General features: G+C 63.8%; 11 protein-coding genes. 9 read left to right on the top strand and 2 right to left on the bottom strand.

The features are described from left to right. Positions 1-2: 2 nt before the first annotated feature. From H4V96_RS18320 to H4V96_RS18310, 3 genes are all read left to right on the top strand, one after another. Positions 3-644, top strand: coding sequence for a chemotaxis protein CheW (locus H4V96_RS18320; protein WP_196855005.1), 642 nt, complete (start codon positions 3-5; stop codon positions 642-644). Next, positions 644-2,881, top strand: coding sequence for a methyl-accepting chemotaxis protein (locus tag H4V96_RS18315; RefSeq protein ID WP_196855006.1), 2,238 nt, complete (start codon positions 644-646; stop codon positions 2,879-2,881). The genes H4V96_RS18320 and H4V96_RS18315 overlap by 1 nt, the downstream gene beginning before the upstream one ends. A 73-nt stretch (positions 2,882-2,954) precedes the next feature. Next, the gene (locus tag H4V96_RS18310; RefSeq protein WP_280721100.1) at positions 2,955-8,288 is read left to right on the top strand and encodes an Hpt domain-containing protein; all 5,334 of its coding nucleotides are present in this window, start codon (positions 2,955-2,957) and stop codon (positions 8,286-8,288) included. A gap of 105 nt (positions 8,289-8,393) precedes the next feature. Here H4V96_RS18310 and H4V96_RS18305 read toward each other — a convergent pair whose 3' ends face one another. Continuing rightward, positions 8,394-9,857, bottom strand: a complete 1,464-nt coding sequence (locus H4V96_RS18305; RefSeq protein WP_196855008.1) for a deoxyribodipyrimidine photo-lyase — start codon at positions 9,855-9,857, stop codon at positions 8,394-8,396. Between the two features lie 441 nt (positions 9,858-10,298). On the opposite strand from H4V96_RS18305, the gene H4V96_RS18300 reads away from it, so the two are divergent. The 6 genes from H4V96_RS18300 (at position 10,299) to H4V96_RS18275 (ending at position 15,083) form a co-directional block, all read left to right on the top strand. Further along, positions 10,299-10,946, top strand: coding sequence for a YqgE/AlgH family protein (locus H4V96_RS18300; protein ID WP_085940407.1), 648 nt, complete (start codon positions 10,299-10,301; stop codon positions 10,944-10,946). Positions 10,947-11,007: 61 nt separating this feature from the next. After that, positions 11,008-11,391, top strand: a complete 384-nt coding sequence (gene ruvX, locus H4V96_RS18295; RefSeq protein WP_029496664.1) for a Holliday junction resolvase RuvX — start codon at positions 11,008-11,010, stop codon at positions 11,389-11,391. A gap of 39 nt (positions 11,392-11,430) precedes the next feature. Further along, entirely contained in the window at positions 11,431-11,955 is a 525-nt protein-coding gene (gene pyrR, locus H4V96_RS18290; protein ID WP_070346230.1) for a bifunctional pyr operon transcriptional regulator/uracil phosphoribosyltransferase PyrR, read from the top strand. After that, positions 11,948-12,913, top strand: coding sequence for an aspartate carbamoyltransferase catalytic subunit (locus tag H4V96_RS18285; protein WP_010401291.1), 966 nt, complete (start codon positions 11,948-11,950; stop codon positions 12,911-12,913). Before pyrR ends, H4V96_RS18285 begins: the two co-directional genes overlap by 8 nt. Positions 12,914-12,937: 24 nt before the next feature. Further along, positions 12,938-14,239 carry a dihydroorotase gene (locus tag H4V96_RS18280; protein ID WP_196855009.1) on the top strand — a complete coding sequence of 434 codons (1,302 nt, stop codon included), beginning with the start codon at positions 12,938-12,940 and terminating at the stop codon, positions 14,237-14,239. 97 nt (positions 14,240-14,336) lie between these two features. Continuing rightward, positions 14,337-15,083 (top strand): 1-acyl-sn-glycerol-3-phosphate acyltransferase, encoded by a 747-nt coding sequence (locus H4V96_RS18275; RefSeq protein WP_010401287.1) that lies wholly within the window; start codon positions 14,337-14,339, stop codon positions 15,081-15,083. On the opposite strand, the gene H4V96_RS18270 is transcribed toward H4V96_RS18275, so the two are convergent. Then, on the bottom strand, positions 15,080-15,844 hold the full coding sequence (locus tag H4V96_RS18270) for an ABC transporter permease (RefSeq protein WP_010401286.1): 765 nt from the start codon (positions 15,842-15,844) through the stop codon (positions 15,080-15,082). The two genes, H4V96_RS18275 and H4V96_RS18270, sit on opposite strands and share 4 nt — an antisense overlap. Positions 15,845-15,846 lie beyond the last annotated feature (2 nt).

Below are 15,846 nucleotides of genomic sequence, written 5' to 3'. Positions count from 1 at the left end.
GTATGCAAACGATGCCAGGTCATGGCGCTTCCATAACGGCCTTGCCGGCCGCCGCTATCGTCATGTCATCCTGCGAGACGGGTGCGCGGCAGGGGCGCTTGCGCCAGTATCAGCTGCAATTGATCGAGCGGATACAGGCCGCGCGCAGCGGTGCGCTGGCAGCGCGCAAGGAACTGGGCGTGATGCTCGGTGGCCGGCCGTGCCTGCTCGATTTGACGCAGCTCGGTGAAATCGTCATCGCTAGCGGCGTGCAGATTCAGGGCGTGCCGCTGGCGCAGGACTGGTACCTCGGCTTGGCGGCCATGCGCGGACGCCTGACGGGGGTCGTCGACCTGGCCCGCTACATGGGCGAACCAGCTTGCGCGCCAGGCAATCACTGCCGCATCATCACGTTTTCTCCCCGTCTTGGCCTGAACTGCGCACTGCTGGTCGAGCGCGTACTGGGCTTGCGCCAGTTGCGCACGATGCAATCGGTGCCCTTGCCCGCCACGCTGCCGCGCGCGGCGCCATCGTGGGCGGCGCAAGCACTGCGCGACAGCGAAGGGCAGCATTGGCTGCGCCTGGATCTGGTGCAACTGGCGCAAGCGGAACGCTTCCTCGATGCCGGCTTTGCTGGCCTTGCGGCCCACAAGGATGTTTGCTGATGGGCGCCAATTCTCCTATCCTGGCCGCTGGCATGCCCGAAGCCGGGCACGTGCCTGGGGCGCCGGCATCGGCCGCTGACCTGCCGCTGCGCCTGCGCGACGCGCTGGGACGGCGCAAGTCGCTGGCCACGGCACCGGTCAGCGACTTGAAGCTGCCGCTGATCGGCCGTTTGCCGCTGCAAAAGCAATTGCGCATCCTGTCGACGCTGATGGCCCTGAGCCTGGCCGCCAGCTTGCTGTTTGTCGGCCTCAATACGCGCAGCGGCAATATTGCCTCGGCGCAGACGCAGCTGGCCAGCGATGCGCTGATGCATTCGCAGCGCATCGGCAAGGCTGCGCCCAATGCCGTGCAAGGCAATCCTGAAGCCTTCCGCCAGCTCGAGGAAAGCCGCAATGAATTGAACCAGGATTTCCGCCTGATGCTGCGCGGCGGGACGTATCACGGCCGCGATATCGGCGAGTCGCGTGCCGCCCTGTTGGCGGCAGTGGCCGACGCGCGCAAGAAGTGGGCCAGCAGCGACCGCGCGGCCAGCACCATCTTGCGCCTGAAAACCGAGCTCGGCGAATTTGACAAGACCTTGCAGCAATTGAACGCGCTATCGCCGGCGTTGCTGGCCCAGACCGAGGAAATCGCGGCGCTCAAGGTGCAGCGCGGCGGCAATGCGCGTGACCTGGCCGTCGTCGGCCGTTTGATGATGCTGAGCCAGCGCATGAGCCGCAGTGCCGGCGAGTTCCTGTCGTCGGGCAGCATCAGCTCGGAAACGGCATTTTCGCTGGGACGCGACACGACCTATTTCCGTAGCGCCGTCGAAGGCTTGCTCAACGGCAGCGTGGTGCTGCAATTGGCGCCCACGCGCGACACCGAATTGCGCGACCGGCTGCTGGCGCTGAAAGCCAGTTTCTACACTTACCAGCAACTGGTTTCGGCGATACTCGACCGTCTGGATAAATTCAGTTCTGCCAAAAGCGCCGAACAGCTGATCTTCAACGAGAACGAAGACTTGCGCCAGCGCTTGACGCTGTTGCAGAAGATGTATCACGTGAACCAGGAAACGCTGGACATGGCCTTCTGGATGATGGTCGGCGGCGTGCTGCTGACCCTGGTCGCGGCAGCCGGCATCGGCCGCGTGCTGCTGCAGGACTCCGTCAACCGCACCCGCGACGCCGAGCGGCGACGCCAGGAAGCGGAAATCTTGCGCCTGCTGTCGCAGGAAAAGGAAGAACAGGCCAAGGCCAAGAATGAGCAAAACCAGGCAGCCATCCTGCGTCTGATGAACGAATTGCAGAAGGTCGCCGACGGCGACCTGACGGTGCAGGCCACCGTGTCGGAGGATATCACTGGCGCCATTGCCGATTCCGTCAACTATACGGTCGAGGAATTGCGTGGCCTGGTGGGGCGCGTGACGGCGACGGCCGAGCAGGTCAACCGCGCCTCGACGCAGGCGCAAAGCATTTCCAGCAAGCTGCTGATCGCTTCGCAGCAGCAGTCGCGCGAAATTCAGGGCGTCAGCGCCACGGTGGTCAATATGGCCAATGCGATTACCGACGTGTCGAAGTCGGCCAGTGTCTCGGCCGACGTGGCGCGCCAGTCAGTGGCGGCGGCGCAGCAGGGGGCGACGGCGGTGGAAAATGCCATCAAGGGCATGCATGAAATCCGCGAGCAGATCCAGGATACCTCCAAGCGCATCAAGCGCCTGGGCGAATCGTCGCAGGAAATCGGCGAAATCACCGAGCTCATTTCCGACATCACCGAGCAGACCAACGTGCTGGCGCTGAACGCCGCCATCCAGGCCGCATCGGCCGGCGAGGCGGGGCGCGGCTTTTCGGTCGTCGCCGAGGAAGTGCAGCGCCTGGCCGAACGCTCGGCCGCCGCTGCCAAGCAGATCGGGGCGCTGGTGCGCACCATTCAGGCCGACACCCAGGACGCCACCCGCGCGATGGAAAAATCCACGCAGGGCGTAGTGGAAGGCGCCCACCTGTCGGATGCGGCCGGCGCTGCCTTGAACGACATCAGCCAGGTGTCGAAACACCTCGCTGAGCTGATCCAGGGCATCTCGTTCGCCACTGGCACGCAGGCCGGTTCGGCTAGCGGCGTGGCCTTGAACATCCAGCATATCCTGAGCGTGACGGAGCAGACCCAGGACGGCACGCAGCAAACGGCGCAGTCGATCCACAAGTTGTCGATGCTGGCGCAGGAACTGAAAAACTCGGTGTCGCGCTTCCGCGTCGCCGCCTGAACGGCGCGCCATTCCGGGCGCGGCGTGTTGTGCGTACCGATTTTTGCGCTACGATTTCTTTACCGAGGCATGCATGAGCACACCTGATAGTCCGCAGCAGTCCAAGCCGTTCGATAGCGAACCGTTGTCGTGGGTGATGCTGGAAATTCGCGAAGCGCTGGGCCGCTCGAAAACGGCCTTGTTCGAAGCGGGTGGCCGCGAGCGAGAGGACCGCGCCACGGCACTACAGCATGCACGCTCGCACTTGCACCAGGCGCATGGCGCCCTGGTGATGGTGGACGTTGCCGGTGCCAGCCTGTTGACGGATGGCGCGGAACAAGCACTTGCGCGCTTGCGCGACGGCAGCCTGGAATATACGCTGGACCATGCGCAGATCCTCGCCGGGCTGTATCAGGCCCTGATCGAATACCTGGAAGACCTGGTGGCGGGCACGCCGCAGCAGCCGACGCGTCTGTTTCCCTATTACCGCGATCTGCAAGCCATGCTGGGGGCCGAACGCATACACCCGGCCGACCTATTTTTCCCGCCTTCATCGATGCTGGAAGGACATGCCATCGCCCTCGCGCAGGTGCCCCCGGCGGCCGATTATCCGGCCTGGCGCGGGCGCTTTGAAAAGTCTTTGCTGCCCTTCCTGAAGGCGCCCGATGATGCGGCGCGGCGCCAGCACGCCAGCGACTTGCATGCCACCTTGAGCCTGGTGGCCGACGCGCAGCAGGATGCACCAGCGCGCACCTTCTGGTTCGCCATGCAGGCATTTGCAGGATTGGCGGCCAGTAGCGAGGGCATGGGCACGCTCAACGTCAAACAGTTGTTCGGCCTGATCAACCTGCAATTGCGCCGCTTGGCACAGGGGACGGCCAACTTGCCTGAATCGATGTTGCGCGACGCCCTGTTCTTCATCGCCGCGGCAAACGAGCCGACGCCGGAGGCCCGTCAGTTGCGAGCCGCTTTCGCACTGGAAGGTATGCTGCCGGCCGACGTGGAAGCGCGCCGCTACGGTCAGGTCGACCAGGATGCCTTGCAAGGCGCACGCGCGGCCCTGGCGCAGGCACGCGTCAGTTGGAGCCGTCTGGCGCAAGCCGACCTCGATCCCGCCCTGGGCCTGGCATTCGAGCAGTCGCTGCAGCAGGTGGCGGCACAGAGCGATATATTGAGGCAGCCGGCCCTGGCCAGCCTGCTGCGCCAATGCGCGCTCGTGGCGCGGCTAGCGGTGGCCAGTGGGCGCAGTGCTGCCCTGGAAAATGAAATTGGCATGGCGCTGCTGTTTGCCGACACGGGGCTGGCGCAGGTGCGCCGCCTGCCCGACGATTTTGCCGGCAATGCGGAAACCATCGCCGCGCGCCTGCAGGCGCTGCTCGCCGGCGAAGCGCCGCCAGCTTGCAGCGCCGGCGAGTTGTCGCGTCAGATTGAACAGGGGCAGAGCGTCGCCGCGCTGGCCGAGCAAATGAAGACGGGTCTGCGTCAGGTAGAAAAGGTGCTCAATGCGTATTACGTGGATGCCTCGCGGGCGGCGGCGGGGGCGCTCGATGGCGTCGCACCCGTGCTGGGACAGTTGCAGCAGCAACTGGCCGGGCTGGGACAGGAAGATGCCTGTGCCGCCGTGCTGCAGGTCGATGCCGCCGTGCAGCAGTTGGCCCGCAACGCTGGCAGTGCGGATATGCATGCCGAGGCGCTCGACGAGATCGCGCAAAATGTCAGTGCGCTGGGCTTTTTTGTCGACATGCTGGGCCGTAACGCGCCCGCTGCCAGCGGGCGCTTCCATTTCGATGCCGCCGCCGGCACCTTCCGCGCCCTGCCATTTGAAAAAGTCGCCGCAGCCGGTGCCGTGCCGGTGCCCTTGCTCGACCAAGCCTTGGCCCCCGTGACATCGGCCAGCCTCGATGGCGCACCGGCAGTGACGGAGCTTGATGCGCAGATGCTCGACATCTTCATCAGCGAAGCGCGCGAAGTGCTGGCCTTTGTCGATGCCACGCTCGCCTTGCCGCGCGAGCAGGTCGCCAGCGGCGAGCACCTGGCCATGTTGCGCCGCTCGTTCCATACCCTCAAAGGCAGCAGCCGCATGATCGGACTGCTGCGCTTTGCTGAAGCGGCTGGCGCCATCGAGCGTGTCATGAATACTTGGCTGGCCGAGGCGCGCCCTGTCAGCGATGATCTGTTTACCCTGCTCAATTACGGCTGGTACCAGCTTAGCGAATGGGTGGCCGAACTGGAAGGTGGCGCAGGGCGCGAACGCGAGCCTGGCAGGCTGCTGGCTGCCGCCGAACGCGTGCGCGAAGGTGGTCCGTTCGAGCTGCGCAAGCCACTCCCGGCCGCGCCGGTGCTCGGCAATGGTAATGTGATCGGCTTTGCGTCCGCCACGGCGCCTGCCGTGCACGAGGTGCCTGACGATAACCTCAAGCACGTCGGTGAACTGCGCATCAGTCTACCCTTGTATAACATCTACCTGGCCGAGACGGATGAATTGCTGCGCGTGCTGACGCGCGACTTCGGCGAATGGCGCCATGAGCAGCGCGCCGTCAGCGCGGAGGCGTTGCAAACCGTGCATACGTTGGCGGGCACGTCGGGTACGCTCGGTTTCCAGTCTTTGCGCGACCTGGCGCACGCGCTGGAAACCGTGATCGAAACGGTGCTGCCGCCGCTGGCCGGCCTGCGCGCCGAGCAGCACGATGTGCTGGAGCAGGCCACGCAGCGCATCGCGCAAATGCTGCAGGCGTTTGCGCTGGGCGACCTGGCGCCATCGCAGCCAGACATGATCGAAGCGCTCAACACCCTGTGGCGCGCCCTGACGGCGGCACCCGGCGAGGACAAGGCAGAGCGGCTCGACGCCCTGTTTGCCGCCGCTTACGCCAGCATCGTCGGCACACCGGTGCAGACGGTCGCGCCGTGCGTCGAACCGTCCATCGAACCGTCCATCGAGCCGTATGGCGAGCCGCTCGCCGATGCGTTGGCGCACAGTCCCGTGCCACAGCTCGAGACGCTGTTCCAGGCGGTGTATGCGAGCATCGTCGCCGATGCGCTGCAGCCAGTCGCGCCGGTGCCGACGCAGGCACACGAGCGCGGTAGCAGCGACGACCTGTTCGACGCCGGCTTCGAGCATGCGCCGCCGTTGGAGCAGGCGGTGCCGGAAGCGTTGGCGTCTGCCATCTTGCCTGCCGATGCGACCGCGCTGTTGGCGGCCAGCGCCGGTATCAGCGATGAACTTGACCTCGATTTATTGTCCGTTTTTCTCGAGGAAGGCGCCGACTTGTTGCCGCAGATCGGCGAGGCCCTGCGTAGCTGGCAGCAACAGCCGCACGACAGTGGCCAGGCGCAGATGCTGCTGCGCACTCTGCATACCGTCAAGGGCAGTGCGCGCATGGCCGGCGCCATGCGCCTGGGCCAGCATGCCCATGAAATCGAGACGCATATTGAAAACATGCTGCACGCGGGCACTGCCACGCCGCAGGCCTTCGATGAATTGCTGGCCCACTACGACCATGCGCTGCACCTGTTCGAACAGTTGCAGCAGCCCTTGCTGCCCTTGCCAGGCATGGAAGACACGCCGGCGCTCGAACCGAAGGCGGCGCTGGTGCGCGTGCGCGCCGACATCCTCGACCGCCTGGTGAACCAGGCTGGCGAAGTGTCGATTACGCGCTCGAAGATGGAAAATGAAGTTGGCGTGCTGGGCGCTTCGCTGTCCGAGTTTTCCGACAACCTGGCGCGCTTGCGGCGCCAGCTGCGTGAAGTGGAGATGCAGGCCGAGTCGCAGATCGCCTCGCGCATGGCCGTCGGTAGCGAGCGTGATTTCGATCCACTTGAATTCGACCGTTTTACGCGCTTGCAGGAACTCACGCGCATGATGGCTGAAAGCGTCAATGACGTGGCCTCGTTCCACGAAAACCTCAGCCACAGCGTCGATGCGGTAACGGACGATCTGGTGTTGCAGGCGCGCCTGACGCGAGAATTGCAGCGCGACCTGATGCAGATCCGCATGGTGCCGTTTGCCAGCATTGCCGAACGTCTGTTCCGCGTGGCGCGGCAATGCGCCAAGGAAGTCGACAAGCGCGTCAATCTCGACATCCGGGGCGGTGGCGTGGAAATCGACCGCAGTGTGCTCGAACGCATGGCGGCGCCCTTCGAGCACCTGCTGCGCAACGCCATCGTGCATGGCGTCGAGCCGCGCGCGGCGCGCCTGGCTGCAGGCAAGAGCGAGACGGGCGAGCTGCTGGTGCAGGTCAGTCAGCAGGGCAATGAAGTGGCGATCGCCTTTTCCGACGATGGCGCGGGGCTGGACCTTGAGCGTATCCGCGCCAAGGCGCATGGCGCCGGCCTGCTGGCGACGGACGCGCCTTTGACCGACGCGCAGGCGACCGAGCTGATTTTTACGCCGCGTTTTTCCACCGCAGACAGCCTGACCGAGCTGGCCGGACGCGGTTTTGGCATGGATATCGTGCGCTCCGAAGCGCTGGCTCTGGGCGGGCGCGTGGAAACGTTGACGCAGGCCGGCCTGGGCATGCGTTTTACCATTCACTTGCCGCTAACCCTGGCCGTGACGCAAGTAGTGCTGCTGGCGGCAAACGGCAAGACGTATGCCTTGCCATCGGTGCTGGTGGAGCAGGTGCTGCATCTGAAAGGCGAGCAGCTGGAGCAGGTGCAGGCGGCCGGCTGCATCACCTCGCACGGGCAGTCGCTGGCGCTGCACCACTTGTCGTCCATGCTGGGCGCGCCGCCGGCGGCGGCGGCCATGCAGGCCATGCAGCGCTATGCGCCCGTGCTCTTGCTCAGGAATGGCAATGACAGGCTGGCGCTGCAGGTCGATGAGGTGCTCGGTAACCGCGAGGTCGTGGTCAAGCATGTGGGACCGCAGCTGGCGCGCATGCCGGGCATCGCCGGCGCCACGGTGCTCGGTACGGGCGATATCGTGCTGATACTCAATCCGGTGGCGTTGGCGCAGCACCTGGAACATCATCCGGAACTGCTGTCGCAATATGCGCGGGCCAGTAGCGAGCAGGACGCCGCTTCCAGCGCACTGGCCATGCCTGCCGTGCGCGTGATGGTGGTCGACGATTCGCTGACGGTGCGCCGCGTGATGCAGCGCCTGTTCGAGCGCGAAGGCTATCAGGTACTGCTGGCCAAGGATGGCGTCGAGGCGCTCGAGCAGCTGCATGCACTGGAGCCGGCTGCCTTGCCTGCGCTACTGCTGGTTGACGTGGAGATGCCGCGCATGGACGGTTTTGACTTGACGCGCAATGTGCGCAGCGATGACAAGACACGCGCCATCCCCGTCATCATGATCACTTCGCGCAGCGCCGACAAGCACCGCGCGCACGCCTTTGAACTGGGCGTCGATGCGTATTTCGGCAAGCCGTTCCAGGAAACGGAATTGCTGGCCGAAGTAGGGCGCTTACTGGGCGGTGAGGTGGCGTAATCGACGCCAACGCCAACTATGTTGTCGGATTACGCGCGGCCTTGCCCTGCCAATCCGACCTACGCTCTTGCACGACGGCGTAAACCGGCGCCACCACCGGCCGGATTACGCGACCACCTTCACCACCGCATAGCGCGCCAACGTTTCCTTGCGCGCCTCATCATGTTGCACCATCGGCTCCGGATAGTCGCGTCCCAGCACGATGTTTTTTTGCTCGAGCAGCATGCGCGGCACCAGCCAGGGGGCGTGGATTTCCTTGTCTCCCAGCGCCTTCAGTTGTGGCAAGTAGCGGCGGATGAAGCGCCCGTTCGCATCGAATTTTTCCGATTGCGTGACCGGGTTGAAGATGCGGAAGTAGGGCTGCGAGTCGCATCCCGACGAGGAGGCCCATTGCCAGCCGCCGTTGTTCGAGGCCAGGTCGAAATCATTCAGATGCAGCGCGAAATATGCTTCGCCACGACGCCAGTCTATGCCCAGATCCTTGATCAGGAAGCAGGCCGTGACCATGCGCAGGCGGTTGTGCATATAGCCTGTCTGGTTCAGCTGCGCCATGGCCGCATCCACCAGCGGATAGCCGGTGCGCCCCTCGCACCAGGCCGCAAACGCGGCATCGGCCTCAAGCCCCGTTTCCCAGGCGATGGCGTCGTAGGCCGGTTTGAAGGCAGCGCCCGCCACATGCGGGTTCTGGTACAAGATCATGGCGTAGAAATCGCGCCAGATCAGTTCGGCCAGCCACACGGGCGCGCCATCGCCGCCGCTGCCCCGGTCCATCAAGTCGACCACGCTGCGCACCAGGTAGCGCAGCGATACAGTGCCGAAGCGCAGATGCATGGACAGGTAGGAAGGCCCCTTCAGGGCAGGAAAATCGCGCGCCACGTCATAGCGGGCCACGCGCGCCAGGAAATCCTCGAACAGTTCGCTGGCGCCCGACATGCCGGTCGGTATCGCCAGTTCGGCCAGGTTACTCGCTTCGAAACCCAGCTCGCCCAGGCTGGGCAGGGGGGCCGGCGTGCCGTCGCGCGGCGGTGCCAGGCTGGCCGCGTGCGGCGCGATATCGAGCGGCGCCAGGCAGCCCGGTTCGGCGCGCATTTTCTTCAGCCAGGCATTCTTGTACGGCGTATAGACCGTGTACGGCTTGGCCGACAGCGTCAGCACCTCGTCCTTTTCAAAGATCACCTGGTCCTTGAAACTGCACCACAGGCGCGCCTCTTGCGTGAGCGCGGCGGCTACCCGGGCGTCGCGGGCGATCGCTTGCGGTTCGTAGTCGTGGTTGGCAAACACGGCGTCGGCGTTCAACTCGGCGGCCAGGCGCGGGATGGCCTCGGCGGCGTCCGCATGCAGCACGATCAGGTCGCCGCCGAGCTGGCGCAGCTCGGCGGCCAGCTCGGCCAGGCTGGCATGGAGGAAATCGACGCGCCGGTCTCGGCGCGGCAGCGCTGCCAGGATGGCGGTGTCGTATACGAAGACACAGTGCACGGCCTGGCTCTGGCGCAGGGCGTGATGCAATGCAGCATGGTCAAAGGCGCGCAGATCGCGCCGGAACCACACCAGGGTAGTCTTGATTGTCATTATTTTGCGTGTTCAGAGTCAAAGATAGGCCATTTTTTGCCGCCATCAGGGCTTTATGCTCGCTCGCGTCGTGCCTTTGGCATCGCTGCGGTGGCAATTCAGTGTAAACTAGCGCGTGTGTTCACGGTGTTTTAAGTGCGCCAGCGATGCTGCAATCAATTTTACAATGCGCATGGCGATACGTCCTCAAGCACGGTGGCGTTGACCCTCAAGCACGGTAATACTCAATATTGCGCAAGTTGCAAGGCGCGCATGGCGCAGCCGCGAGGCCAAGTAAATTGATGACGAATTAATCATTAATTTATAGCAAAATCACAACATAACAACAATAGCGCCTGGCATCACGGTGCGCGCCGCCCAGCCTGTGCTGCAGCTGGCGCCAGGCGTACGATAGCGGGGTAAGCAAGACTTGCCAGCAAGCCCACAGAGAGAGCATCGCGTATGAAAAAGAGTAAAATTGAGCAGACTCTACCAGGTCATCGTTTGATGCAGGGTGTGGGTGAGACGGCCGCGACTGCTTCCTCCACCTTGAATCTGGCCAATCATTTCCTGATTGCGATGCCGGCCATGCAAGATCCGATCTTCGGCGGCACGGTCGTGTACGTTTGTGAACATAATGAGAACGGCGTGCTGGGCGTCGTCATCAATAAACCCACCGATATGACCATGGAAGTGCTGTTCGACCGCATCGATCTGACATTGGCGGCCGGCAGCGATACGCCCAGTATCAAGGAACCGATCATGTTCGGCGGCCCCGTGCAGGACGACCGCGGCTTTGTGCTCCATACGCCGGGCGCGCATTATTCCTCGTCGCTGACGGTGACCGATGAAATCGCGTTTACCACCTCGATGGACGTGCTCGAAGCCGTCGCCAAGGGCGATGGTCCGCAGCGCATGCTGGTGTCGATCGGTTATTCGGGCTGGAGCCCGGGCCAGCTGGAAGAGGAGATCGGCCGCAATGGCTGGCTGACGGTGGGCGCCTCGGCCGACATCCTGTTCGACTACCCGATTGAACAGCGTTACGTGGCGGCCATCAAATTGCTGGGTATCGATCCGCTCATGTTGGCGAGCGAGGCTGGACACGCATGAGGTGGATGCCCTACACCCATGTTGACCTTTATTATGGAAAAATGCTGTGACGAGTGAGCCCATCGACACCATCCTCGCCTTCGATTTCGGCTTGAAACGTATCGGTGTGGCCATCGGCAATAGCATGATTTGCCAGGCCAAGCCGCTCAGCGTGATCACGGCCACGGCCAATGAGCCAAAGTTTGCCGCCATCGATAGTCTGATCAAGGAATGGGGCGCGAGCCGCATCGTGGTGGGCTTGCCCAGCCATCCCGATGGCACGGAACACGACATGAGCGCGCGTTGCCGTCGTTTCGCCAACCAGGTACACGGCCGCTTCAGCCTGCCGGTAGAACTGGTCGATGAGCGTTATTCCTCGGCCGTCATCGCCGCCAAGCGCGGCGAAGTCATCGACGACCGCGCCGCCGCCATTATCCTGCAACAGTATTTTGACGCGAATTATTAATCTGACCTTAGCCCCCATCCCTGAATGACTAAGAACTCTATGCCGCATCCTACGAATCCTTCCCAACTCGACGCCGAGGCCCTGTACGCGGTCTTGCTGCAGCAGGTGCAAAGCGGCCTGGCGGGCATCCCCAATGTGGCCATCGTCGGCATCCATTCCGGCGGCGCCTGGCTGGCCGAACGCCTGGCGCGCGACCTGAACCTGCTCGATCGCCTGGGCGTGCTCGACGTGTCGTTCTACCGCGACGACTTCGCCCAGAAAGGCCTGCATGCCGACGTGAAGCCGACGCAAATCAGTTTCGACGTGGCCGGCGCCACCATCTTGCTGGTCGACGACGTGCTGTACACGGGCCGCACCACGCGCGCTGCCATCAATGAATTGTTCGACTATGGCCGTCCGGCCAAGATCATGCTGGCCGCCCTGGTCGACCGCGGCGAGCGTCAACTGCCGGTGGCCGCTGATTTCGTGGCCGCCTTCACTGCCGTGCCGGCGGGTCAGGCCCTGGTCCTGAAGCAAGCCGACGCAGGAAAATTCACGCTCACCATAGATACCCACCATGCTTAATCCGCAACTGAATAAACACGGCGAATTGCAACATCTGCTGACGATTGAAGGCTTGCCGAAGTCTATCGTCAACCACATCCTCGATACCGCTTCGTCCTTCGTCGGCATTTCCGACCGCGATGTGAAAAAGGTGCCGCTGATGCGCGGCAAAAGTGTTTTCAATCTGTTCTTTGAAAACTCCACGCGCACCCGCACCACCTTCGAGATCGCCTCGAAGCGCCTGTCGGCAGACGTCATCAACCTGAACATCCAGGCTTCGTCGGCCAGCAAGGGTGAGTCCTTGCTCGATACCATCGACAACCTGTCGGCCATGCATGCGGACATGTTCGTCGTGCGCCACGCACAGTCGGGCGCGCCCTACCTGATCGCCAAGCACCTGGTCGACACCAAGCAGCCGCACGTCCACGTCGTCAACGCGGGCGACGGACGCCACGCGCACCCGACCCAGGGCTTGCTCGACATGTACACGATCCGCCACTACAAGAAGGACTTCACCAACCTGACGGTAGCCATTGTGGGCGACATCCTGCATAGCCGCGTGGCCCGTTCCGATATCCACGCGCTGACCACGCTGGGCGTGCCCGAAGTGCGCGCCATCGGCCCGCACACCTTGTTGCCGGGCGGCCTGGAGCAGATGGGCGTGCGCACCTTCACCAATATGGATGAAGGCTTGAAGGGCGTCGACGTGATCATCATGCTGCGCCTGCAAAATGAACGCATGAGCGGCGCGCTGCTGCCGTCGGCGCAGGAATATTTCAAGAGCTATGGCTTGACGCCCGAGCGCCTGGCGCTGGCGAAACCGGACGCCATCGTCATGCATCCGGGCCCGATGAACCGTGGTGTGGAGATCGATTCGGCCGTGGCCGATGGCCCACAGGCGGTGATCCTGCCGCAGGTGACGTTCGGTATCGCCGTGCGCATGGCGGTGATGAGTATTTTGGCTGGTAATCAGGGCTGATAGCCCAAGGACGAGTAAGCGAGCATGACGACACTACATATCAAGAACGGCCACCTGATCGACCCTGCCAACGGCATCGATGGCTTGCAAGACCTGTTTATCGCCGACGGCAAAGTGCTGGCCGTGGGCAGCGCCCCGGCCGGTTTCAAGGCTGACGCCACCTTTGATGCGGCCGGCCTGGTGGTGTCCCCTGGCCTGGTCGACCTGTCCGCGCGCCTGCGCGAGCCGGGCTACGAATACAAGGCGACGCTGGAATCGGAACTGCAGGCGGCCCTGCAGGGCGGCGTGACGAGCCTGGTGTGCCCGCCGGACACCGACCCGGTGTTAGATGAGCCTGGCCTGGTGGAGATGCTGAAATACCGCGCCAAGACGCAGAACAAGGCGCACGTGCACCCGCTGGGCGCACTGACCATGGGCTTGAAGGGCAAGTCGCTGACGGAAATGGCGGAATTGACGGAAGCCGGTTGCATCGGCTTCGCGCAGGCGGAAGAGCCTATCGAAGACACCACCGTTTTGTTGCGCGCCATGCAGTATGCGAACACCTTCGGCTACACAGTCTGGCTGCGCCCGCAAGATCCGCACATTGGCCGTGGCGGCATCGCCCATAGCGGTCCGCTGGCGTCGCGCCTGGGTCTGTCTGGCGTGCCCGTGATGTCCGAAACCATCGCCCTGCACACGATCTTCGAATTGATGCGCGCCAGCCGCGCGCGCGTACACCTGTGCCGCATTTCGTCGGCAGCGGGCCTGGAATTGATCCGCGCTGCCAAGGCAGAAGGCTTGCCCGTCACCTGCGACGTGGGCGTGCATCATGTCCACCTGACGGACGCCGACATCGGCTTTTTCGATTCGAACGCGCGCGTCACGCCGCCGTTCCGCAGCCAGCGCGACCGCGATGCGATCCGTGCCGGCCTGTTGGACGGCACGGTGGACGCCATGTGCTCGGACCACACGCCGGTCGACGACGATGAAAAACTGCTGCCCTTCGGCGAAGCTTCGCCGGGCGCCACGGGCCTGGAACTGCTGCTGTCGCTGGCCCTGAAATGGGCCGACGACTATGCGCTGGAGCAGCCGCAAGGCGGTGCCCGTGCGCTGGCGCGCGCTGTGGCCAAGGTCACGTCGGACGCGGCCCGTGTTGCCGGCATCCCGGCTGGCAGCCTGGCTGTGGGAGAGGCGGCCGACATTTGCGTCTTCGATCCTGCCGCGCGCTGGACCGTGTCGTCGGCCTCGCTGGCAAGCCAGGGCAAGCACACGCCTTTCCTCGGCTATGAGCTGAGCGGCGTCGTCAAGGCGACCATCGTGGCTGGACAGGTAGCCTTTCAGCGTTAATTTTTTTGTTTGAACCCAAGGCCAAGAGCTGGGGGTCGGACCCTGAGGGTCCGACCCCGGTTTTTGTTGTTGGGGCTGCTTCCAACCTTGGTGTCATTTGAAACTTCTGCTTACCTATCGCCTCGCGCGCATCGCCATTCACCTCAGCTGCGGCATGGCCAAGAGTGCCGTGCTCTTTCCCTGGCTGGACCTGGAAGGACGCAACCGGCGCATCCGCAGCTGGTCGACGCAGCTGCTCGACATTTGCGGCGTGCACGTGGTGCAGCCGGCCGACAGTGTGCCGGCCCTCGCGCATGCGATGGTGGTGGCGAACCATGTCTCGTGGCTCGACATCTTCGTCATCAATGCCGTTCATCCCTGCCGTTTCGTGGCCAAGGCGGAAATCCGTGCCTGGCCGATTCTTGGCTGGCTGGCGGGGCGCGCCGGCACCATCTTCATTTCGCGCGGCAGCAAGCGTGATTTGCGCCTGATCTTTCAGGGTCTGGTAGATAAATTGACGGCCGGCGAGCGCATTGCCTTCTTCCCCGAGGGCACCACTGCTGCGCAAGGACAGATACTGCCGTTTCACGCCAACCTGTTCGAGGCGGCCATCGATGCGCAAGTGCCGGTGCAGCCGTTCGCGCTGGTGTATGTGGATGCACAGGGGCAGTTGCATCACGCCGTCGATTTTATTGGTGAGATGAGCTTTGCGCAAAGCATGGTGGCGATCCTCAGCGGTCCGCCCATCACGGCGCGCCTGACCTGTTTGGCGCCAGTGGCGACGCTGGACGCGCACCGCCGCGAACTGGCGGCGGCAACGCAGGCGGCGGTGGCCGCTGTGCTGCCGCTGGACAAAACCGCTTAGTTCTTCACATGCAGCCAGCGCGCGTGGGCGGCGCGGGCCAGGTAGTCGAGGATAAAACCGAGTATGCCGATCAGCACGATGGCGGCCATCAGTTCCGAATACGCGAGGCGGTCGCGCGTATCGAGGATGAAGTAGCCGAGACCGGCAGACACGCCCAGCATTTCCGCCGGTACCAGCACGATCCAGATGATGCCGATGGCCAGGCGCACGCCCGTCAAAATATCCGCCGTGATGCCCGGCAAAATCATCTTGAAGACGATTTCACTGCGCGTCGCAGACAGGCTGCGCGCCAGCAGCAGCCAGTTCGGATCGAGGCGCGCCACGCCGGCCGCCGTATTGAGCAGAATCGGCCAGACGGCGGCAAACGCCAGCAGGAAGTACACGGGGGCGTCGCCCACGCCGAGCACCATCACGGCAATCGGCATCCACGACAGTGGCGAAATCATGCGCAGCAGCTGGAACAGCGGCATGGCCGCGCCGGAAAAGCTTTTCGACATGGCCACCAGCACGCCTAGCGGCACGCCGATGATGATGGCCAGCCCCAGGCCCACGGCCACCCTTTGCAGGCTCAGTACCACGTGCAGCCAGATATCTGCGCCGCCCAGCATTTCCCGCAGCGCCAGCGCCGTGGGCAGCGGCGCAAAGGCGGTCGCAATCGGCGTGGATTTCTCCAGCGTCGTCACGCCCCAGGACCATAACAGCAAAGCACAGGCCAGGCCCACCAGGGGCAGGCCGAATTTCGTGAACAACTTGCTTGCCATCG

Source organism: Janthinobacterium sp. CG_23.4 (genome assembly GCF_029892305.1).
Lineage (GTDB): Bacteria > Pseudomonadota > Gammaproteobacteria > Burkholderiales > Burkholderiaceae_D > Janthinobacterium > Janthinobacterium lividum_D.
The sequence above is the reverse complement of the archived record's forward strand: the minus strand, read 5'-3'. Positions and strand labels throughout refer to the sequence as shown.

What these genes read in the sequence shown, in the direction of transcription:
- H4V96_RS18320 (WP_196855005.1), top strand. Translation starts at nt 3, where the DNA reads ATGCAAACGATGCCAGGTCATGGCGCTTCCATAACGGCCTTGCCGGCC.
- H4V96_RS18315 (WP_196855006.1), top strand. Translation starts at nt 644, where the DNA reads ATGGGCGCCAATTCTCCTATCCTGGCCGCTGGCATGCCCGAAGCCGGG.
- H4V96_RS18310 (WP_280721100.1), top strand. Translation starts at nt 2,955, where the DNA reads ATGAGCACACCTGATAGTCCGCAGCAGTCCAAGCCGTTCGATAGCGAA.
- H4V96_RS18305 (WP_196855008.1), bottom strand. Translation starts at nt 9,857, where the DNA reads ATGACAATCAAGACTACCCTGGTGTGGTTCCGGCGCGATCTGCGCGCC.
- H4V96_RS18300 (WP_085940407.1), top strand. Translation starts at nt 10,299, where the DNA reads ATGAAAAAGAGTAAAATTGAGCAGACTCTACCAGGTCATCGTTTGATG.
- pyrR (WP_070346230.1), top strand. Translation starts at nt 11,431, where the DNA reads ATGCCGCATCCTACGAATCCTTCCCAACTCGACGCCGAGGCCCTGTAC.
- H4V96_RS18285 (WP_010401291.1), top strand. Translation starts at nt 11,948, where the DNA reads ATGCTTAATCCGCAACTGAATAAACACGGCGAATTGCAACATCTGCTG.
- H4V96_RS18280 (WP_196855009.1), top strand. Translation starts at nt 12,938, where the DNA reads ATGACGACACTACATATCAAGAACGGCCACCTGATCGACCCTGCCAAC.
- H4V96_RS18270 (WP_010401286.1), bottom strand. Translation starts at nt 15,844, where the DNA reads ATGGCAAGCAAGTTGTTCACGAAATTCGGCCTGCCCCTGGTGGGCCTG.